Raw genomic sequence first — 21,899 nt, 5'->3', positions numbered from 1 at the left:
ACCGGCGTCCCGCCATCCAGCCTGTGTCCAGCATAGCGCGTGTCCGCGGCCTCATGCGTAATCCTCCAACGGTCGTACCTCGCCCCGCCGCAGGAAGGCGTAGAGGAACGGCACGAACAGCAGCGTCGAGGGCGTACCCACGGCGATTCCCCCCATCACGGCGCGTGCCAGGGCCGCATTCTGCTCGCCGCCCTCCCCCGTGCCCAAGGCCATGGGGATCAGACCGAGGAACATCGCGCCCGCGGTCATCAGCACCGGCCGCAGGCGGGTGTCGCCAGCGAGCAGGGCCGCCTCGGCGGCACCGCAGCCGGTGGCTTCCCGGTGTTCCTTGGCGAAGGTGACGAGCAGGATCGAATTGGCACTGGCGATGCCCACCGACATGATCGCCCCGAACAGAGACGGAATCGAGAAGGTCGTCCCGGTGATGAACAGGCTCGCGACGATGCCGCAGAAGGCGAGCGGCAGGGCCGCCAGCACCACGAACGGGTCACCCCAGCTCTGGAAGTTCACGGCCATCAGCAGGTAGACCGCCACGAGTGCGATCGAGAGGCCGACTCCCATCCGGAAGAAGGCCGATTGCATGTTCTCGATCTGGCCGCGCACGACGATCTTGTCGGGAGCCGCCAAACCCTTCTGCTCTTCGTCGACGATGGTGCGGATTTCCTTGGCCACCGATCCGAGATCGCTGTCCTGCACTGCCGCATAGATGTTGAAGGTCGGCTGCGTGTTGACGTGGTTGATCACCGTCTGCGAGCCCTCGCGCCGCATGCTCGATACGCTGGAGAGCAGCGTCAGCACACCGGGTGCATCCGAGCCGCCATTGACGAGGAGCGGCGTATTCTGGAGCGCGGTGAGGGAATCGTTGCGGTATTCCGGCGTCTGCACCCAGAGCTGGTAGGGGATGCCGGTCTTCGGGTCGGTCCAGAAGTTCGGGGTCACCTGGAAGGATCCCGACAGGGAGACGTTGAGCCCCTGCGCGATCTGCTGCTGGGTCAGCCCGAGTTCGGAGGCGAGCTTGCGGTCGACGTCCACGAAGAATTGCGGGGTGCCGACGATCTGATGGAGGTGGACGTCCACCGCCCCGCGGGTCTCCTTGAGACGCCGCACGATGGTCTGGGCCACTTCGAGATCCTTGGCGGTGTTGCGCCCCGAGACCTGGATGTCGATCTGCGCCAGGGTGCCGAAATTCAGGATCTGGGTGATGATGTCGGAGGGCTGGAAGTAGGTGACGAGGTCGGGAAAGCGCTCGGCCAGCACCTCGCGCAGGCGCTTGGTGTAATCGGCCACCGAGCCGTGGCCCTCCTTCAGGTTGATGAGCATCTGGCCGTCGTTGTAGGCGACGAACGAGCCATCCGAGAAGGCGAAGTTGTAGTTGTTCGACGGCAGGCCGATATTGTCGAGGATCTGGTCGATCTCGCCCTCGGGGATGACTTCGCGCACCACGCTCTCGACATCGGCGAAGACCTGCTCGGCGGTCTCGATACGCATACCAGGCCGGGTGCGCAGATGCAGGGTCATCTGGCTCGAGGCCACTTGCGGGAAGTAATCCTGCCCGACGAACAGGAAGAGCACCGCCGTGCCGGCAAAGACCAGGCCGACGATGCCGAGGGTGGCGACGCGGCGCCGCAGGACCACGTGCAGCAGCCCGAGGTAGCCGCTGTGGAAACGCGCGAACCGGGCCTCGAAGCCGGTGCGGAACCAGCCGGCGAGCCGCATCACCGGACTGAACAACCAAGCCAGCGCCCGGCCGACGCGGCCCCGGCGCGGCACGCTGCCCCCGTCTCCATGCTTCTGCGCATATTCGCGCGCCACCAGCACGTCGATCAGCACCGGCACCAGGGTGCGCGACAGGACGTAGGAGGTCAGCATCGCGAACACGACCGCGAGCGCCTGCGGCGTGAACAGGTATTTGGGGGTATCGGTGAGGGCGAAGACCGAGACGAAGGCGGCGCAGATCGACAGCGTCGAGATCAGGGCCGGCTTGGCGATGCCGGCGGCACCCTCCACCACGGATTTGCGGAACGGCTCGCCCTCCTCGAACAGCCGGTAGGTGTTCTCGATCGCCACCGTCGCATCGTCGACGAGGATGCCCACCGCCAGCGCGAGGCCGCCCAGCGTCATCACATTGATGGTCTCGCCGAGCGCCGTCAGGATGGCGAGCGAGGTCAGGATCGAGAGCGGGATCGAGACCAGCACGACGATGGTGGAGCGCCACGATCCGAGGAACAGCAGGATCGTCAGGCCGGTCAGTCCGGCGGCGATGATCGCCTCGTGGATCACGCCCTCGATGGCTGCCGAGACGAACACCGACTGATCGAACAGCGGCTTCAGGGTCATGCCCTCCGGCGCCGCCGCGCGGATGTCGGGCAGCGCCTTCTTGACGTTGTTGACCACGTCGAGCGTCGAGGCGGTGCCGTTCTTGAAGATCCGCATCAGCACCGAATGCAGACCGTCGGCCCGCACGATGTTGACCTGCGGCGGCCCGCCGTCGCGGACATGGGCGACGTCGCGCACCAGGATCGGCTGCCCGCCCACCACCTTGATCGGGATCTGGTTCAACGCGTCGATGGCATCCGGCGAGGCGTTGAGCTGAACCGGGTATTGCTGCTCGCCGATCTTGGCGAGGCCCGAGGGCACCGTGAGGTTCTGGGCCGTCACGGCGTTGGTGACGTCCAGCGCCGTGAGCCCGAGCGCCTGGAGGGCGTGCAGATCGAGATCGACCATGATCTGGCGCGGGGTACCGCCGAAGGGCGAGGGCAGCGTCGAGCCCGGCACCTGCGTCAGGCGCTGGCGAATGCGGTACTGGGCGTAATCGTAGACCTTGGTCAGGCTCTCGCGGTCGGAGGTGAGCGAGAGCTGGATCACCGGCACGGAGGAGGCCGAGAAGCGCAGGACGATGGGCGGCTGCACGCCGGGCGGCATGGTCGAGCGGATCGAGTTCATCGCCGAGACGGTTTGGGCGATGGCCAGATCGATGCTCACCGAGCCGTCGAAATAGATCTTCTGGATCGCCGTGCCCTGCAGGGTGGTCGATTCCATCCGGGCGATGTTGTTGACGTTATTGGAGAGCGAGAACTCCGCATAGGTGGTGATGCGGCGCTCCATCTCGGAGGTCGAGAGGCCGGTATAGGTCCACACCACCACAACCACCGGAATATCCACGGTGGGCAGCACGTCTTTCGGCGCGACGACCACCGCCGCCGCACCACCGAGCATCATCAGCACGGCGAGGACGTAGATCGTGATGCGAAACTTGAGCGCGTACTGAACGAGACCCATTCCGTCTCCAAATCCATGCACGCGAGTGGTCGCACACTCGGCGCACCCGTACAGCCGTGGCGCCGCGCCGCACGGACGGGGGTATCGCAGGGCTTTGTTTCTGAATGACGTATACGATCGCCCGTGCGTCGATCTCGCCGCCGGGCCGAGAGCGCGCCGGACCGGCCCTGAAGCCGCGCCCCGCGCCCATCGGGCTCATCGACCCGAGACGGCGTCAGTCCTCGCAGATGTCCTTGAGCGCGGCCCATTCGCGCGCGTTCAGAAGACCGGTCGTGGTCTGTTTCGGACCCGCGAGCGACCGGCTGATCCGCGCCCGTTCACGCGTGAACGGGTGACTCCGAAGAACGGCCGGGCTCGATCGATCCTCGTCGTGATCGATGCGCTCGAGGATTGCGGCCAAGGCCGACGCATCGCCCCCGGCATTCCGGACCATGTTCACCGCGAAGGCATCGGCGGCGCTTTCGGCATCCCGGCTGTACCCGGCGGACAGGGCGGCTTGGCCCAGAGCGATCAGAACCGTCGATCCGGTCAGATCGCCGATGACCATGCTGAGGAGCAGCGATGTGCCGGTCGCGGCGATCAGCCCGCGCATGGGATCATGGGCCACCATGTGCCCGAATTCATGGGCGAGGACGGCGGCGAGTTCGTCCGGCGTGTCCGTCTGATCGATCAGGCCGGACAGGACGATCATGCGGCCGCCCGGAAGCGTGAACGCATTGGGGGTGCGATGCGCATGCACGGAGATCTGAATACCATCCGGCAAGCCGCTATCTCGCAGGAGGCGAGCCGACAGGCGATCGAGGCTCGCGACACCATCGCGCTGGTCGCAGCGTGCCGGGCTGTCGAGCATGGAGAGCACCTGACGGTCCACGGCTTCGCCCAGCCGCGCCTCGATGACGGCAGGCACCAAAGGAGCCAGACGCGATGCGAGGGCCGGCACTCCGTAGAGGGCCATCAGGATCGCCGCGCCCGACGCGGCGACCGACCAGAGCACGAGGCGCAGGCGCCCGCTCCGCTCGGCGACGACGCGCCGGTGGAGGTCCGGACACCGCGCCGCCAGTGCCGCGCCGAAGACCTGGTCCAGGAATTCGACCTGGCCGCGACCGGACTTCGGACCGAGGCGTGACAGGGGCGCGGCCGTTTCACCGGCGACGAGGTCGGGCAGATCCCAGCAGACCGCGACATCCGGTCCGGAGAGTTCCAGGCGGTCGGAGAGGCGCAGGATGACCGGATGCGCCTTGGCGCTATTGCCGTCGAAATAGGTGCCGCGTGCGGTCGGAAGCAGCATCATGGACAGGCCCTCGCACCGCCTGTCCCTACCATCACAGCCCGATCTCCAGGGCGCCGCCGACGCCGAGGGCATCGCCCAGGCCTTCGTTGAGGCCGCTCGCCGCCGTATGCCGGGAGGACAGGATCCGTTCGAGCGCATCGATGTTTCGGACGGTGGTGGACTCGGCCACCGCCCGCCAAAGCCGAACCTGGATGATCCGCACGTAGAGCAGGTTCAGCAGGAAGGCGCCGAGGAGGTAGGCGCCGAACAGAAACGCGACGGTGGAGAGATGGAACGGGTCGGCTCCCGCCACGGCTTTCATCATTCGCATCGCGGCGAACGTGAGCGCGAAGACCAGGATCGTGAACGCCATCAGGGCCGCCGCATAGATGAGATACGGCTTGTAGAAATCGCGCTTCCTCAAGGACGATTCGAGCCTCGCAGCGCCGAGCGTCGTCGAGGCGATGAAGGCGCGAGTCTCGTTGGCCCAATAGACTGGAAATAAACAGAGAAACAGGATTGAGCAGATCGCCGTCGTCAGTAGGAAGATCAGGCCGACCTTCACGAAGGTCGCATCCGCATAGACCGGGTTGAATTCGCGTTTGCCCCCGCGACCGGCCAGGAAGAGATCGTGCGGGATGGAAAAATCCGCGGCGACCGCGAACGCGATGCCGGCTACGATCACCGGGGCGACGGCAAAAACATAGACCAGCAGCCAGGGCGTGAGGACGGAGCGGCCGCTTGCGCTGGACGCCATGCGGCTCTCGCCGACCAGCGTGTGATCGATCCGATAGCGCTCGAGGCTCGCCCGCATGAACGGATAGGCGAGGCCCAAACTGGCGATCGACGCGATCGCCCATCCGACGGACCTGCCCGTGTAGGCGAGGCCCGATCCGTCCTGTCTCAAGCGTATGCCGCGCCACAGCGAGCGGGAGGCCCGATAGCGGCGGGCGCGGTAGCTTGCGTACTGCCCCAGCGGGAAGAGCACCACGAACAGCAGCAGACCGCTATAGGGCGCGATGGCCGGGACCGAGAGCGCGGCGATCGATACCGCGATGTAGATCGGGACGACGACGGCGAGTGCGACAAGAAATCCGAGAAAGAGTTCCTTGCCGCGACCAGTATACTCCGCCGGACTCCCGACGATTACCGTTCGCGACCAGAAGAACCGACGCAGCTCAGTGAGATACCAGAACCGGTATACGCCGAAGGTGACCATCGACAGAAGGGCACCGCGAAACACAATCCGGTTCAATCCCACAAGTCGGCGATCGAACTCTATGTTCGACCTGTCCTGGCGACGTGCGACTTCAGTCGGCCCAATTGATTCCATGCCGCTACCCTCCATAGGAGTCGCGGTATGCTTAAGCTTCACCGAGAGGTATGGCTATAGCCCGACGTGTATAGTGGTCGATAAACGCGTCTGGATTGAAAATCCGCGGTGGATGGATCCCACAGCTCAGCAGCAGCGAAACCCGCTGCGGTTGCCGACACCGAATCGGGCATTCTCGCGATTGCGGAAGAACTCCAGTTCGGTCATTGGCTCCTGATCCGCATGGGTCCGGCGGATATGGGCGGCATAGGCTTCGTAGTCGCCCTGCCCGACCATCAACCGGGCGCCGTCGCAGACGCATTTCGAGAAGGTCCTGAGACGGTCCCGCAGCTCGCTCGACGACAGCGCCATGATCCCTACTCCGCTGCGACCGGCGTCGCGCCGCCGGTCTCGAGGGCGGTCCAGCGATTCGCCCGGTAGGCCTTGACGCACGCCATAATGCCGAAGGCGGCGATCGCCACCACCAGTCCGACGAACAGCACCGCCAGCGCCGCATCGATCCGATCGTTGAAGACGATCTTGTGCATGTCGGCCATGCTCTTGGCAGGAGCCAGGACCTTGCCCTCGGCGATGGCCGCCGAGAACCGGTCAGCATGCGAGAGGAAGCCGATCTTGGCGTCGGCGGAGAAGATCTTCTGCCAGCCGGCGGTTAGGGTGCAGATGCACAGCCACACCGTGGGGATGATCGTGACGAAGGCGTAGCGCTCGCGCTTCATCTTGAAGATCACCACCGTGGCGAGCGTCAGGGCGACGGCGGCCAGCATCTGGTTCGAGATGCCGAACAGCGGCCACAGCGTGTAGATCCCGCCCAGCGGATCGGTGACGCCCTGGTAGAGGAAGTAGCCCCAGGCGCCGACGCAGAGCGCGGTCGCCAGGATGCTGGGCACCCAGGCCGAGGTGTTCTTGAACTGCGGAGCGACGAGCCCGAGCAGATCCTGCAGCATGAAGCGGCCGGCGCGCGTGCCCGCATCCACCGCGGTCAGGATGAAGAGCGCTTCGAACAGAATGGCGAAGTGATACCAGAAGGCCATCATCGTCTTGCCGCCGATGGCCGAGGAGATGATGTGCGCCATGCCGACCGCGAGGGTCGGTGCGCCACCGGCGCGAGAGATGATGGAATGCTCGCCGACATCGACGGCGGTCTGCGCGATCTTTTCGGGGGTGATCGCGAAGGCGGGGTCGAGCTTCGTCACCGCGGCGGCGGCACTCTCGGGCGTGGTGCCGACGAGGGCGGCCGGCGCGTTCATCGTGAAGTAGATGCCCGGCTCGATCACGCTCGCGGAGACCAGGGCCATGACGGCCACGAAGCTCTCCATGAGCATGCCGCCGTAGCCGATGAAGCGGGCGTCGCCTTCGTTATCGATGAGCTTGGGCGTGGTGCCGGAGGCGATCAGGGCGTGGAAGCCCGAGACCGCGCCGCAGGCGATGGTGATAAACAGGAACGGGAACAGCGATCCGGCCCAGACCGGGCCCGTGCCATCGACGAACTTGGTCACCGCCGGCATCTGCATGTGCGGAGCGACGTAGACGATGCCGAGCGCCAGACCGACGATCGTGCCGATCTTGAGGAAGGTCGAGAGGTAATCGCGCGGGGCGAGCAGGAGCCAGACCGGCAGGATCGACGCGACGAAGCCGTAGCCGATCAGCATCCAGCACAGCTGCGGGCCGGTGAAGGTGAAGAACGGACCCCAATACGGGTCGGCCGCGACGTTGCCGCCATAGACGATCGCCAGCATCAGGAGGACGAAGCCCAGGATGGAGACCTCGCCGACCTTTCCGGGGCGGATGTAGCGGGCATAGAGCCCCATCAGCATCGCGATCGGGATGGTCGCGGCGACGGTGAAGGTGCCCCACGGGCTCTCGGCCAGCGCCTTCACGACGATCATCGCCAGCACGGCGAGCAGGATCACCATGATCATGAAGGTGCCGAACAGGGCGATCACGCCCGGAATGGTCCCGAGCTCGGCGCGGATGAGTTCGCCGAGCGAGCGGCCGTCGCGGCGCATGGAGATGAACAGGACCATGAAGTCCTGTACGGCGCCGGCCAGCACCACACCGGCGAGAATCCACAGCAGGCCCGGCAGGTAGCCCATCTGGGCTGCCAGAACGGGGCCGACGAGGGGACCCGCACCGGCGATGGCCGCGAAGTGGTGGCCGAACAGCACGTTGCGGTTGGTCGGAACGTAATCGAGCCCGTCATTGTGACGGTGCGCCGGGGTCGGGCGGCTCGGGTCGAGGTGCATCACCTTTTCGGAGATGAACAGCGAATAGTAGCGATAGGCGATCAGATAGGTGCAGACGGCCGCGACCACGACCCAGAGGGCGTTGACGGTCTCGCCGCGGGTGGTGGCTACGATAGCGAGGGCGGCAGCGCCGAGTGCCCCCACGAGGGCCCAGGGCCCATGCTTACTGATCGCGCTCATCGACGTCTCGCTCCTGCGACCTGTCCTTACTGGCAGATCGTCAAGGGTCCTTTTCGCGCAAAAACGCAGCGAGGGCCAGACACCCCGCATGGGAGGGACGCGTGAATCGCATAACGAATGTCAATTTTGTCAGGCGCGGGGGCGGCGGCTACCTGTGAATGCGCCTCCGCATCGCCGCTCAGTCGAGGACGATCACGCGGTTGGGCAATTCGTCCGAATCGCCCGGCGCAGCCGGCAAGGCATCCGCCAGAATGGTGCCGACCTGCCCGATCGCCGCCACGAGGCCGGACTCCATCTCGCCGCGGCGCAAGGCCTCCAGCAGCACCGTGATCGCGCCGGACCACGCCGCGCTCGGCAGCCGGGAGGCCACCGCCGTGTCGGCGACGATCTCGGCATGCCCTTCGGCGCAGGCGAGGTAGATCAGGATTCCGGTGCGCCCGCGCGTCCGGCTCACGCCGCGGGCCGCGAATTCCCGCAACGCCGCCTCGTGCGCCCGGGACCGCCGGATGCTGCGGGGCACCAGTGCGAGGCGCAGGCGTGAATCCGCACCGGCCAGCAGGATCACCAGGGCCAGGGCGGCCTGGGCCAGGGCGATGGAGGCCGCGCTCCACGGGGTGAGCAGAATCAGCGGCCCTGGCAGGGCGAGCGCCATCACGAGCGCGAGAACCAGGGGCGCCGAGCGATAGAGACCGGCCTGTCTTGCCACCAATACGACGATCTCGCCGGAGGTCGTCGCTTCCGCAGCCCGCACCGCCTCGGAGACCCGGTCGCGGCCTGAGCGCCCGAGCATCGCATCAGTCCTACCACTCACCGGACGCCCCTCCGCCGCCGGACGATCCGCCACCGCCGGAAAATCCGCCGCCGCCGAACCCACCCGAGACACCACCACTCCAGCCGCCGGAGGACGGCCCCGGCAGGATGATGAAGCCGCCACCGCGACGGCCGCGATTCATCCGGTAGACCACGAACAGAATGATGAAGAACACGACGATGAACAGGATCACCTGGGTGGGATCGGCCTCGTCGCTGCGAACCTGCGCCTTGCGGTGCCATTCCTGCGCGTCGCCCGCCAGAATGGTCAGGATCGCATCGACGCCGGCACCGATGCCGCCGACATAATCCCCGGTCTTGAAGTGCGGGGTGATCGCCGTCGTGATGATGACCTTCGACAGGGCGTCGGTAAGCGCGCCCTCGAGTCCGTAGCCGACCTCGATCCGAACTTTGCGATCGATGGGCGCCACCAGCAACAGCACGCCGTTGTTGGTCTTCTTCTGGCCGAGATCCCAGGCGCGAAACAGCCGGTTGGCATAATCCTCCACCGTCAGACCCTGAAGGTTCGGCACGGTGGCGACGACGACCTGATCGGAGGTCTTGTCCTCGTAGGCTTTCAGCTTGGCCTCGATCGCGGCCTCGTCCTCGGGCTTGAGGATATGAGCCGCATCGACCACGTGACTGGTCAGCGCCGGAAAGGTCGGCTCGGCGGCGTGCCCTGGTCCAGCGGCAAGCACCGGAACCAGGGCGAACAGCGTCAGGCCGAGCAGAACCCGGCCGACGCGATGGGCAAGTGGGGTCCGGCCGCGCGCGGCTGGCACGGGACGCCTAGAACTTCACGCTGGGAGGACGCTCGGAATTCGGCGTCGCCGTGAAAGTCTCCATCGGCTTGGCCTCGGGGTAGAACCACGCGGCGATCCAGCGGCCCGGGATGGTGCGGACCTCGGTGTTGTAGGCCTGGACAGCCCCGATGTAATCGCGCCGCGCCACCGCGATCCGGTTCTCGGTGCCCTCCAGCTGCGATTGCAGGGCGAGGAAGTTCTGGTTCGACTTGATGTCCGGGTAGCGCTCTACCGTGACCAGCAGGCGGCCGAGCGCGCCCGAGAGTTGGTTCTGCGCGTCCTGGAATTCCTTGAATTTCTGCGGGTCGGTCACCGTTGAGGCGTCGACCTTCACGCTGGATGCCTTGGCGCGCGCCTCGGTGACGCCGATGAGCACATCCTTCTCCTGCTGGGCATAGCCCTTCACGGTCTCGACGAGGTTCGGGATCAGGTCGGCGCGCCGCTGATACTGGTTCTGCACCTCGCTCCAGGAGGATTTGGCGCTCTCCTCCAGGGTCGGCACCCGGTTGATCGCACCGCAGCCGGTGAGCGACGTCGCGAGCGCGACGGCGAGGGCGGCCGCACGAAGCGGCTGGATACGAAGCCGACCGAAGAGCGACGGGAAGCCGGCAATGGTGGCAGCGCCTGGACGCATGGGCGGAGATTCCTCGACGGCGGAGAGCATGGGTATGGGGACGCAACCGACATGCCGCTGCGTCCTTCTGTCAGATAGGCGTCGCCGGCCGCGGAAAAAGGACAGGAACCGGCGGGATCGGACGAATCCCGGCCCGATCGGGCCGGCCCGGTCGAGGTTGACAAGATCGGAGGGATCGGTCGCTGTGCCGCCCATGGACGAAACGCCTCCACCGCCCGTGGCGAAGCCGCGGGTCGCCATCACGTATTGTACACAATGCCAGTGGCTCCTGCGGGCGGCCTGGATGGCACAGGAACTCCTTTCGACCTTCCGCGACGACCTCGGCGAGGTCGCCCTGGTGCCGGGTACGGGCGGCGTGTTCGTCATCGCCTGCGGGCCGGACATCATCTGGGACCGCACCGTGGATGGCGGCTTTCCCGATGTGAAGGCCCTGAAGCAGCGGGTGCGCGACCGGCTCGTCCCGACGCGCGACCTCGGTCATATCGATCGGCCATGATGGACGGCATGCGGCCTGAGGCAGGCAGCCCCGAGAACGGGCGACGCGGCTGGTGGCCGCGCACGCGGCTCGGCCGGGCGCTGGGCCGGGTACGGCAGCAGCGATTCTCGACGCAGGTCTACCTGGTCGCCCTGGTGATCGCCCTGATCGGGCCGGGGCTGCTGTTCACCGCGATCCTGCTCGCGCGCTACGCCGGAACCGAGCGGGCGCGCTTCGAGCAGGATGCCCGTGAGAACGTCCGCGGCATCGCCCTCTCGCTCGACCGCGACACCGCGGGCCTCGTCTCGGTGCTGCAGACCCTGGCGACGTCGCCACGGCTCAAGGATGCCGAGTTCGCGAACTTCGACACCCAGGCCCGCCTGGTGCGCAATGCGGTCGGCCTGGAGCTGTTGCTGCGCCGTCCCGACGGGCAGGAGCTCGTCAACACGGCGGTGCCCCCCGGCGCGCCGCTGCCGCGCATCACCATGCCGTTCGACAAGGAGATCGCCACCGGCAGCCAGCGGGCGATGGTCTCGGGGATCATCCGGGGCACCACCCCCGAGGCGGCGGTCTACGCCGTGGCCGTGCCGGTTCAGGGCGACGGCGAGGTCAGCTACATCTTGAGCTTCAGCGGGCCGGTCAGCCGGTTGGAGAACATCCTCGCCCGCGAATACGTCAAGGGCTGGTCCACCGGCATCTCCGATCGCGACGGTATCGTGCTCGCCCGACTTCCGGATACGGACGCCATCATCGGGCGCCCACGGCTCGCGACGCTGCGGCAGTACCAGACCGATACCCCCGGGGTCTGGGAAGGCAAGGACCGGACGATGCGGCCGGTCACCGTCGTGGAGGCGCGCTCGCGCCTGACCGGCTGGACCGTCGGCGCGGTGATTCCGCAGGCTTTGGTCGAGGCCCGCCTGCGCAACTGGATCTGGGCGTTCTGCGGCTTCGGCCTGCTGGTACTGGCGACCTCCTCGATCCTGGCCGTCTCATTGTGGTCGCGGGTCTCGCGCCCGTTGCGGCGGCTCGCGGCCACCGGCCCGGCCCTGGCGCGCGGCGAGGCGATCCCGCGCATCACCTCGCCGATCCATGAGATCAGCCGTCTCGGCGACGTCCTGGCGGATGCATCCTTGCGATTGCGCACCCGTGAGGCCGAGCGCGACCGGGCGCTGGCCGAGACCGAGCGGGGCCTGTCCGCCTTGCGCGAAAGCGAGGCACGCTTCCGTCACATGGCCGATTCGGCGCCCGCCCTGATCTGGATGACCGACGAGAACGCGCAGATCAGCTTCGCCAACATGCATTTCGAGCACATGTTCGGGGCATCGGCGGCCACGCTCACCGGCGATGGCTGGCACAAGATCATCTACCCGGAGGATCTGGCCGGGTTCTCGACCCTGTTCGCGCAGGCATTCATCGATCGGCTGTCGTTCCGCGCCGAGGTTCGGGTGGTCGACCGCGACGGCGTCGTGCGCTGGCTGCGGTGCGAAGGCGTCCCCCGCTCCGACGATACCGGGACATTCCTCGGCTATACCGGCTGCAACGTCGACGTCACCGATGCCAAGCGGGCCGAGGAGCATTTGCTGCTCCTGATCCACGAACTGAACCATCGGGTGAAGAACACCCTGGCCACGGTGCAATCCATCGCCGGCCAATCCCTGCGCCGCCTCGAGGGCGGCGAAGCCGCCGCCGCCCGGGCTGCCTTCGAGGCGAGGCTCCTGGCGCTCGCGCGCGTCCACGACGTGCTCACCCGCGAAAGCTGGGACGGGGCCGAACTCGGCACAGTCGTGGCCGATGCCATCGCGCCCCTCAATTCCACCGACGGCCATCCTTCGCGGTTCGTCGTATCCGGGCCGGCCCTGCGCCTGCCGCCGCGCCTCGCCCTCTCGATCGCGATGGCGTTGCACGAGCTCGGCACCAATGCGGTGAAGTACGGGGCGTTGTCGCAGGAGGGTGGCACCGTGACCATCGCCTGGGGCGTGGAGCGCGAGCCGGACATCACGCTGTCCCTGATCTGGACCGAGAGCGGCGGTCCTCGCGTCGAGCCGCCGACCCGCACGGGGTTCGGCTCGCGCTTGATCGAACGCAGCCTGGCGCGTGAACTCGATGGCGAGGTGCAACTCCTGTACGCGCCCACCGGCGTCGTCTGCACCATCGCGGCCCCGGTACCGCCGCCGACCCTGCTCGAACGCAAGGCCGGGCTGATTCCGCCGCGCGACATCGCCCGATACGACACGGCTTGATACGAGCACCGCTGGTCCGGTGCGGGCACGCCCTTCAGGCGGAGCCCTCGGGATGGTGGGGCCGCTGCGACCGACCGGGGACACGGACGCTGAGCCGCACCGTCCCTGCAATCACCGCGTGTGCCAGGAACCGTTACAACGTAATCGAAAGCACAAGCGCTCCATTGGTACAAGTCGAGCGTTTTGTTTCCGAACGCTGCGGCATCTATAAGGGTATTCTATCGTAGATCGGAAGAATATCGTTCTTTTCCATGACTTACGAGCAAATACCGCAATGCAACATGGAGGCGGTCATGCTTTCGAGGATTTAGTCGTCCTCCCGCAATGCTGGCGAAGCGCTAAGACGCTGTTAAGCGCCACGTTGTAATCCCTTTGGAATACCTCCATCGGGATACGTCACATATGTTCGGGCTCCCATCCTTACGGCCGCAGAAAAACAGCCCGGCCGTCATTTCGACTTCGACCGAGGCCAGCACCTCCGATGAGGCGCAACTCTTGAAGGCGGTCGAGGCCCTGTTGGCGTCCCAGGACATCCGCACCGCCGACCTGCCCGACGGCCCGCTCAAGGCCGCTCTCGTCAAGCTGCAGGCCAGCGGCGAGCGCGACAGCGTCCGCAATCTCGGCAACATCGCGTTCATCGCCCGCGACGCGTCGGAAGCCGCGATCAACATCGGCTGGATGACCTACGATATCGGTGAGGTCGCCCGCGCGACCCAGACCATCGCCGGCGCCACCGAGGAGATGGCGGCCTCGATCGCGGAGGTCGCCCAGACCTCGGACACCGTGGTGCAGGTGGCGCAGGGCGCCCTCGACGCCATGCAGGGCTGCATCGGCGACGGTCAGCAGGCGCGCACCGCCATGGAAGAGATCGACAGTCGCACGTCGCAGATCTCGGACCGGGTTCTGGTGCTCGAGCGTGCCGTCGCGCAGATCGAGGTGATGGCCAATGCGATCGCGGCGATCTCGAGCCAGACCAATCTCCTCGCCCTCAACGCCACCATCGAGGCCGCCCGTGCCGGAGAGGCCGGTCGCGGCTTCTCCGTGGTGGCGGCGGAGGTGAAATCGCTTTCCGCGCAGACGGCGAAGTCCACCGGAGAGATCCGCGCGCTGCTCGGCACCCTCACCCATGAAATGGGCTCCATCGCGCAGGCGGTCGGCGAGAGCCGCACCGCCGTCAGCACCGGACGCGCCATCGTCGAACAGCTCGAAAAGCGCGTCGGCGACACCAACGACCGCATCGCCCAGGCGAGCGACCTCAACCAGGCGATCTCCCAGATGCTCGGCCAGCAGCGCTCGGCCACCGGAGAGATTTCCACCAGTGTCCAGAGCATCGCGGCCAAGGCGGCCAAGACGCACGAGGAGATCGAGCAGATCACCACCCGTCTGGTGCGGGCGGAGACCTTCGGACAGACGTCATTGGAGCCCGGCGCCCATCCGCTTCCCGCCTACGCCCTGGTGCGCCTGCCGGCCGATATCGGCGTCTGGAAGCGCAAGCTCGCCCGGGTTCTCGTCGGCCAGGGAACCGCCGATCGCAGCCTGTCGACGATGACGGGCGTCAAGCACAGCATCGCCGCCGATCTGCGCACCGGTCCGCTGCGCGATCACCCCGCCCTCACCCGTTTCGCCGAGGCCGAGATCACCGCACAGGCGGAGGCCGAGCGCATGGTGACGGCGGTGGCCGCCAACGACTGGGACACCGGCACCCCGGCCTACCGCACCGCGACGCAGGCCATGAAGACGATGATCGAAGCCGCCAAGGAGATGACCGGCCGCACCTGATCCGGCCGGCAACCTCTTGGAATCGGCGCGAATGCGCGGCCGGCCCTCGTGCCGGTCGCGCATTCGCGTATCGAGGGGGCCAATCGACGAGAGGCCGTCGCGGCGTCCGATCGGATCCGACATCCGCTCCGGCGATGGCGCGGCATGAACCTCAGGTCGGTTTTCGACTCGGTGTCGAGTAAGATTTGGCGTCGAGTAAGATTTGGCATCGGACAGGACCACAGAGGAGCCCGAGCCCGTGTCCGCCACAATCCCCGCCGCTCTCAGCGACGAAACCGTGCCGGCGCGCTTCAACGCCGCCCGGTACTGCCTTGCCGACAATGCCCGGCTGCACCCCGACAAGCTCGCCCTCGTCATGGCCGGCGCGGGCGGTCGCACCAGCCGGATGACCTTCGGCGCGGTCGACCGCGCCGTGCGTGGCATCGCCGCCGGCCTGCTCGCCCTCGCACCGGCGCCGGGTGCGCGGGTGATGATCCGCATGGGTAACGACGTGGATTACGTCCTCGTCTACTTCGCAGCGCTGGCGGCCGGCCTCGTCGCGCTGCCATCCTCGCCGCAGCTGACGCCCGGCGAAGCCGCGTTTCTCCTGGAGAATTCCGGGGCGGCCATCGTCGTGGCGGGTGCCGACTGCGCCGTCGACCGCGACAGCCTCGGCGACCGCATCCTGCTCGGCGCCGACGCGATCGCGCAGATGAAGGCGGGCGTTCCCGTGGCCGACTACGCCGACACGGCGGCCGACGATGCCGCGACCCTGGTCTACACCTCCGGTACCACCAGCCGCCCCAAGGGGGTGCTCCACGCCCACCGTGCCGTCTACGGCCGCCGCCCGATGCATGCGCACTGGCTCGGCCTGACGCGCTCCGACGTGATGCTGCATGCCGGCACGATGAACTGGACCTACACCCTCGGCGTCGGCATCACCGATCCGTGGGCCTGCGGCGCCACCGCTGTGCTCTATGATGGACCGCGCGACCCGGCGATCTGGCCCGCCCTCATCGCGCAGCATCGCGCGACCCTCTTCGCCGCGGTGCCGAGCCTCTATCGTCAGATCCTGAAATACGCCGACCTCGCGGCCTACGACCTGTCCAGCCTCCGCCACGGCGTCACCGCCGGCGAAGCGCTGCCGCGCGAACTCCTCGAGGCGTGGCAACACGCAACAGGCAAGCCGCTCTACGAGGCGCTCGGCATGAGCGAGATCTCCACCTACGTGTCGAGCGGCCCGACGGTGCCGGTACGACCCGGCTCCCCGGGAAAGCCGCAGCCCGGCCGGCGGGTGGCGATCCTGCCACGCGACGGTGCGCCCGAACCTCTCGCCGTTGGCGAGACCGGCCTGCTCGCGGTCCATCGCTCCGAGCCCGGCCTGATGCTGGGCTACTGGAACCGGCCCGAGGAGGAAGCGGCTGTCCTGCGCGGCGACTGGTTCGCGGGCGGCGACTTGGCGAGCCTCGATTCCGACGGCTACCTCTGGTTCCACGGCCGCAACGACGACCTGATGAACGCGCTCGGCTACCGGGTCTCGCCCAATGAAGTGGAGGGCGTGGTGGGCGAGCATTCGGATGTGGCCGAGGTGGGCGTGACCGAACTCGCCGTGCGCGTCGACCTCACGGTGATCGCCGCCTTCGTCGTCCTGAAGCCCGGCGCGACCCAGGATGCCGGCGGCCTGATCGCCTGGTGCGGCGAACGGCTCGCCGCCTACAAGTGTCCGCGCGAGATCCGCTTCCTCGACGCCCTCCCCCGCACCGCCAACGGCAAGGTCCAGCGCAAGCGCCTCGGCAGAGCTGACGACAAGGCGTGATGGCACCGGGCAGGTTGTGGGGGGGCGTCCCGGCCGATAGAGCGGGGGCATCGCCCATCGGCCCCGGCTCCATGACCCCGCTCCCGCTCTCCGTCTTCATCATCGCCCACAACGAAGCCGACCGGATCGGCGCGACGATCCGGGCCGTGCGCGATCTGACGGACGATCTCGTCGTGGTCGATTCCGGCTCCACCGACGGCACGCCGGCTCTCGCCGCCTCGCTCGGCGCGCGGGTGATCCACAACGACTGGCCCGGCTACGGCCCGCAGAAGCGCTTCGCCGAAGACCTGTGCCGTCACGCCTGGCTGCTCAACGTCGATGCCGACGAGGTGGTGCCGGGCGACCTCGCGGCGGGGATCAGGGCGCTGTTCGCGGCAGGCGAGCCGGCCCACCCGGCCTACCGCATCGGCATCGCCGAGATTTTCCCGGGAGAGAACCGGCCACATCCCTGGGCCTATACGCTGACCCCGGTGCGCCTCTACCGCAAGGATCGCGGGCGCTATTCGCCGTCACCCGTCCACGACCGGGTCGACTTGAGCGAGGGTGCCAGCGTCGGCCGGCTCAAGGGCGTGATCCACCATTTCTCGGTGCGTTCGCTCGGCGACCAGCTCGACAAGCTCAACCGCTACTCCGACCAGCAGGCGGACGATCTGGCTGCGCGCGGTGTCGCGATCCCGACCTGGCGCCTGTTCGTGGAGCTGCCCGGCAACTTCCTCAAGGCCTATCTCGGCCGCCGCCACTTCGTGCGCGGGGTCTACGGCTTCCTCACGGCGATGAACTACGCGATCTCGCGCCACTTGCGGGTGGCCAAGCATTATGAGCGCCGCCATATCGATTCGCGGCTTGACCCGCGGAACGCGAAATCCTAGATCGACGGCCTGCGGAGACGTGGCCGAGCGGCTGAAGGCACTCGTTTGCTAAATGAGCATACCCCGAAAGGGGTATCGAGGGTTCGAATCCCTCCGTCTCCGCCATTCCTTCCTTTTGTCGTTGTTTTTCAAGAACGTCAGGTCTTTCAACGACCTGCGGGCCGCCGAGTGGTACACATGGGTGGTCCACCGATGATTCTCCCCATTGCCAGGCCGTGGCGACACCCCAAAACGGGTATGTACTGGTTTCGAAGGCGCGTGCCGAAGGACCTGCAACTCCTTCTAGGACGGTCGGAGGAGAAGGCCTCGCTCCACACCAAGGACCCGGCATCGGCGCGCCTGCGGCACCTTGAGAAGTGCCGCGAGGTGGAGGAGCGATGGGCTTGTCTGAGAGCCGGCGCGGCGGCGCTCGTCGAAAAAAAACTAGCGGTCGGGTTGCCGGGGTTGCCGAAGGAACGGGAATTTTCCGATCGTTCCTTCGAACCCGACGCTCCGACGCCTGGCAGGCGGCCCCTGGGAGACAAAGCGGAGCCCGCGCGTCGGGTCCGAGAAGGCCTTCACGCGCATCATCCTGTTCGGGTTGGACCGGTTGTCGCGACGCGTCTCAAATACGCTGGTCCTGTTCGACGAATTCACCGCGCTCGGCGTGGAGATTTGGGTCGCTTCGGGAAGTGCCATCGGCCGGATCGACAACATCAAGGCCGTCTTCCTCAGCCTCTGCGCCATGGAGGAGCGTGCCCGACTTCTTCGTACGACCGGCTACGCATCATGGAGGGCCGCAGCGAGCGGTGCCAACATGGGGGGCATTCCGTATGGTTTCCGCAGGGGGCCCAAGGCCGGAACGCTCGCGCCGGAGGCTACCGAGCAGGAAGTCGTCGTGCGGATCTTCACGCTTTTCGTGTCCGGCGTCCATCCGCGGAACATCGCCTTCATCCTCAACAAGGACGGCATCGAGTCGCCCGATGGCGGGCTGTGGACCTACCACGCGATCATCGGGCGACCTTCGCGCGGCGACGGCATCCTCCGCAATACGAAGTATATCGGTTGGTACATCCACGGCCGCAGCATGACCTTGCGCACGCCCGGCCGCGCCAAGACCAAGCGCACGCTACGGTCGCCGAGCCTCTGGGTGAAGCTGGAGAAGCCGGATTGGGGCTTCGTCGACCCCGTACTGTGGGGTCGGGCCGACGAGCTGCTTTGCCGCTGGGACGCGGCGAAGGAAGGGGACGGCGAGCAGACCGAACGGAGAAGCGGAAGCGTTCTACTTCTTCACGGACGCTACGAGTGCACCTGCGGCTCCAAGATGCGGGCTCCCATTCGCGACGGCGTACGCAGCCTGCATTGCGCGGCCGCACGCGAGTTCGGTACGTGCGACAGGCCCGGCTTCACCAGTTCGTTGTTCGTAGAAACGGAGATTCTTCGCGAGATCCGAGACAACATCCTTTCGGACGAGGCCGTCGCGTTGTTCGCGCGGACCTACGTCGAAGCGATGAAGCAGGCACGTACGACTACGCTCGCCGCCCGCGCTAGGCTTCTGCTCCAAATCGAACGGATCGACGAACAGATACTCGGCAGTGCCGTCCAATCAGCTCGAGCTGGCTTCAGCGACGAGACCATGATCCGCGTCCGCGAGGTGTGGGAGCAAGAACGCGCTCGGTTGATCTCACGGGTCGCGGAACTGAGGATGCCGGACCGGGTGGCCGACTTCGACCCGGAGGCTGCCAGATCATTGCGATTCGCCATCGACGACCTGATCATGCGCATGCCGATCAAGGCTGCGACCGAGGAGGAGATCCTTCTCGTCGCTGCCCTCCGTAGACTGATCGTGCGCGTCCTACACGACAGGCCCCCGGGTCAGGCGGGGTATCGCCTCGTGATCGAAGCCTCGTTGGTCGATCTGGTGTCCGGTACGCAGGGAGCGGACGTGCATCAACCAGTCGTCCGCTATGAACGGACCTGCCCGCCGCCTCATACCGGGACGGTCCGCATGCCGGAATTGATGGCGTTCTACGGACGTAAGGCCGAAGCGAACGAGTGGGGTACGACGGACGAAGACTGGGCCGTCGTTTCGGAAGTCTGGAGGGACTACAAAAGCAGGCACAAGAGAGAGATCCTCGATGCCACCTTGTTCTACCTGCGCTGCGGTATCCTCGGCTTTAGGCACCTTCCTCCGCCCTTCGATGTCCATGGTCGTTCCGGAGGCATGGGCTTCATGATCTCAAGCGGCCGTTGGCAGCTCGCATACAACGCCTTGGTCGCCATCGGCTCTCCGACTGTCGCCGACCTGAATACGGACTGCCTCGTCAACAGGATCGAAGGCAGAAATGCAGAACCCCCGTCGAATGCCGGCTGCAGAAATCCATGGGCGACGCGCAGGCTCCGTGCAAACGCAGCGGCACCGAGAAGGACCGGAAAACCGACCCGCTGATGCGTTGCCTGATTCCAGGGATAGTGCGGAAGGCGAACTCGCTATCGAACCTAAGCATTCCGTGCGAGTTCGAGGACAGCTCGACGGTGTGAAGCACCTGCCGGACGATCGGGTATCCCGGGCCAGCGTGCCGGCAAACGCTTCAGACGCGGATGGACGCGGGCGAGCCAACGCTCGACCATCTGCCGGGTATTGAGCAGGAGATGCCGTCGATCTGCGACCCTAACGACGTCGGGCCCACCCATGGTGGTCCCACACGGGCATATTCGGTCGAGCGATCCCGTACCACGACCTGGATCACCAGACGCAGATCCAGCGGGCGGCCGGACTTCGGTCTCCTTCCGGTAGCATGCCAGCCGTGCCCGTCCCCGCACCGCCTCTCTCGCAACCGAGCGAGAACCGCCGTACCTCATGCCTCGTCGCCCCCAGCCCCGCTCATGCTTATGGGATGGCCCGCCCCTTACCGAACCGTTGGTGGCATTCTGCTGCCTTGGAGGAATGGAGGGATCGGGAATGGCAAAGAGTTCAGTCGCCGTGCTGGGTATCGATCTCGGCAAAAACAGCTGTAGCCTCGTCGGCCTCGACCCCGCCGGAGCGGTGGTTCTGCGTCGTCGCGCACGGCGCGAGACGATTGTCGGCCTGACGGCCAAGCTTCCGGCTTGTGTCGTCGCGATGGAGGCCTGCTGCGGCGCCCCGCCGACGCTCCAGTGGATGGTTTTGTCACCGCCCTACACACCTGGGCGGGATTCGTCTTTGCGGCCTTCGTGATCGATGTCTTCGCTCGCCGGATCGTAGGCTGGCGCGTGTCGCGATCGGCCCGGGCGGACTTCGTGCTCGATGCCCTGGAGCAAGCTCTGTACGAGCGCCGCCCCTTCGCCGGCAGCGGCCTTGTCTGTCACTCTGACCGCGGGTCGCAATACGTGAGCATCCGCTACACCAAGCGCCTTGCTGAGGCAGGCATCGAACCCTCAGTTGGCAGCGTCGGTGACTCGTACGATAATGCTCTCGCCGATACGGTGATCGACTTGTTCAAGGCCGAGGTGATCCACCGGCGTGGGCCATGGCGATCGTTCGAGGCCGTCCAGTTCGTCACGCTCGAATGGGTCGACTGGTTCGACCACCGTCGGCTACTCGAACCGATCGGGAATATCTCTCCCGCCGAGGCCGAAGCGCGCTACCATTCACAGACCGAGGCGCAAGCCTGGGCCGCGTGACTCAAACCAAATAGCCTCCGGGAAACCCGGGGCGGTTCAGTACGCCGCCCGCCGAGAGCGTCAGCAGGCGGGGGGATGCGAAGCCCAATCGCATGAACACGTGGCAGAGACGTGCAAGGCCTCCTGCATCGAATTCCGATTGCCGCAGCACTTGAGCGGCCATCGTATCCTCGTCAGGCCCCAAAACCCCAGGGCGTAAATCGCGCCTTGGATCAGCAAATTATCGAGCCACAGGCCCACCCAAATTGGCTTGATATGTGTCTCATAAGATAATTTCTTAATTATTTTCGAGATACAGTAGGCTCAGTTCGACTGAAAATCCATGCTGCCCCCCCCACCCACCCGCGTTACCAGTCGCAGCTTTTATTACAACCCTTGTCGATGCCATAGTTGACCAAGCAGCCGGTGTGGTCGTTCGATTTTATCGTCCGAGAGGAAACGGGCAGATTATGGACATTTTGCTTGTGTCGGACGACCGGCGCCTGTCGGAATACATCATTCGCGACTTCGAAGCACTGGGACATTGGGTGCTCTTCGACCTGTGGGA

At 66.3% G+C, this 21,899-nt stretch carries 14 protein-coding genes, 1 tRNA gene and 3 pseudogenes; 9 read left to right on the top strand and 9 right to left on the bottom strand.

What is annotated here, in order from left to right:
• Positions 1-51: 51 nt before the first annotated feature.
• The 8 genes from G3T14_RS16945 to G3T14_RS16910 form a co-directional block, all read right to left on the bottom strand.
• Positions 52-3,279, bottom strand: a complete 3,228-nt coding sequence (locus tag G3T14_RS16945; RefSeq protein WP_163643713.1) for an efflux RND transporter permease subunit — start codon at positions 3,277-3,279, stop codon at positions 52-54.
• A gap of 214 nt (positions 3,280-3,493) precedes the next feature.
• Complete coding sequence (locus tag G3T14_RS16940; RefSeq protein WP_348645294.1) at positions 3,494-4,570, bottom strand: M48 family metallopeptidase; 1,077 nt, start codon at positions 4,568-4,570, stop codon at positions 3,494-3,496.
• Positions 4,571-4,601: 31 nt separating this feature from the next.
• On the bottom strand, positions 4,602-5,882 hold the full coding sequence (locus G3T14_RS16935; RefSeq protein WP_163643712.1) for a DUF898 family protein: 1,281 nt from the start codon (positions 5,880-5,882) through the stop codon (positions 4,602-4,604).
• A gap of 126 nt (positions 5,883-6,008) precedes the next feature.
• The gene (locus G3T14_RS16930; protein WP_163643711.1) at positions 6,009-6,233 is read right to left on the bottom strand and encodes a YbdD/YjiX family protein; all 225 of its coding nucleotides are present in this window, start codon (positions 6,231-6,233) and stop codon (positions 6,009-6,011) included.
• Between the two features lie 5 nt (positions 6,234-6,238).
• The gene (locus G3T14_RS16925) at positions 6,239-8,305 is read right to left on the bottom strand and encodes a carbon starvation CstA family protein (protein WP_163643710.1); all 2,067 of its coding nucleotides are present in this window, start codon (positions 8,303-8,305) and stop codon (positions 6,239-6,241) included.
• Positions 8,306-8,483: 178 nt separating this feature from the next.
• Positions 8,484-9,116, bottom strand: a complete 633-nt coding sequence (locus tag G3T14_RS16920; protein ID WP_348645293.1) for a hypothetical protein — start codon at positions 9,114-9,116, stop codon at positions 8,484-8,486.
• Positions 9,106-9,846 carry a TPM domain-containing protein gene (locus G3T14_RS16915; protein WP_163643737.1) on the bottom strand — a complete coding sequence of 247 codons (741 nt, stop codon included), beginning with the start codon at positions 9,844-9,846 and terminating at the stop codon, positions 9,106-9,108. Before G3T14_RS16915 ends, G3T14_RS16920 begins: the two co-directional genes overlap by 11 nt.
• A 58-nt stretch (positions 9,847-9,904) precedes the next feature.
• A complete protein-coding gene (locus G3T14_RS16910; protein WP_204262910.1) occupies positions 9,905-10,552 on the bottom strand; it encodes a LemA family protein in 648 nt (215 codons plus the stop codon).
• A 193-nt stretch (positions 10,553-10,745) separates the two neighbouring features.
• Between G3T14_RS16910 and G3T14_RS16905 the strand changes: the two genes are divergently transcribed.
• The 7 genes from G3T14_RS16905 to G3T14_RS16875 all read left to right on the top strand — a co-directional run bounded on the left by G3T14_RS16905 (position 10,746) and on the right by G3T14_RS16875 (position 20,138).
• The gene (locus G3T14_RS16905) at positions 10,746-11,048 is read left to right on the top strand and encodes a SelT/SelW/SelH family protein (RefSeq protein ID WP_163643709.1); all 303 of its coding nucleotides are present in this window, start codon (positions 10,746-10,748) and stop codon (positions 11,046-11,048) included.
• Between the two features lie 8 nt (positions 11,049-11,056).
• The gene (locus tag G3T14_RS16900; RefSeq protein WP_163643708.1) at positions 11,057-13,267 is read left to right on the top strand and encodes an HWE histidine kinase domain-containing protein; all 2,211 of its coding nucleotides are present in this window, start codon (positions 11,057-11,059) and stop codon (positions 13,265-13,267) included.
• Positions 13,268-13,762: 495 nt separating this feature from the next.
• Positions 13,763-15,046: a methyl-accepting chemotaxis protein gene (locus tag G3T14_RS16895; RefSeq protein ID WP_246733399.1), complete on the top strand. Its 1,284-nt coding sequence runs from the start codon at positions 13,763-13,765 to the stop codon at positions 15,044-15,046.
• Between the two features lie 238 nt (positions 15,047-15,284).
• Positions 15,285-16,841 (top strand): AMP-binding protein, encoded by a 1,557-nt coding sequence (locus G3T14_RS16890; RefSeq protein ID WP_348645292.1) that lies wholly within the window; start codon positions 15,285-15,287, stop codon positions 16,839-16,841.
• A gap of 71 nt (positions 16,842-16,912) precedes the next feature.
• The gene (locus tag G3T14_RS16885) at positions 16,913-17,710 is read left to right on the top strand and encodes a glycosyltransferase family 2 protein (RefSeq protein WP_163643706.1); all 798 of its coding nucleotides are present in this window, start codon (positions 16,913-16,915) and stop codon (positions 17,708-17,710) included.
• A gap of 13 nt (positions 17,711-17,723) precedes the next feature.
• Positions 17,724-17,815, top strand: a tRNA-Ser gene (locus G3T14_RS16880).
• 484 nt (positions 17,816-18,299) lie between these two features.
• Positions 18,300-20,138 carry a recombinase family protein gene (locus G3T14_RS16875; protein WP_163643705.1) on the top strand — a complete coding sequence of 613 codons (1,839 nt, stop codon included), beginning with the start codon at positions 18,300-18,302 and terminating at the stop codon, positions 20,136-20,138.
• Positions 20,139-20,191: 53 nt separating this feature from the next.
• On the opposite strand, the pseudogene G3T14_RS25115 reads toward G3T14_RS16875, so the two are convergent.
• Positions 20,192-20,436: pseudogene (locus G3T14_RS25115) on the bottom strand (ISL3 family transposase); the annotation flags it as partial.
• A 236-nt stretch (positions 20,437-20,672) separates the two neighbouring features.
• Here G3T14_RS25115 and G3T14_RS16870 point away from each other — a divergent pair.
• Together G3T14_RS16870 and G3T14_RS16865 are read left to right on the top strand one after the other, a co-directional pair.
• A pseudogene (locus tag G3T14_RS16870) lies at positions 20,673-20,831 on the top strand (IS110 family transposase); the annotation flags it as partial.
• 29 nt (positions 20,832-20,860) lie between these two features.
• Positions 20,861-21,352, top strand: a pseudogene (locus tag G3T14_RS16865) (DDE-type integrase/transposase/recombinase); the annotation flags it as partial.
• Positions 21,353-21,899: the final 547 nt, after the last annotated feature.

The sequence above is a fragment of the Methylobacterium sp. BTF04 genome (assembly GCF_010692745.1).
Lineage (GTDB): Bacteria > Pseudomonadota > Alphaproteobacteria > Rhizobiales > Beijerinckiaceae > Methylobacterium.
The sequence above is the reverse complement of the archived record's forward strand: the minus strand, read 5'-3'. Positions and strand labels throughout refer to the sequence as shown.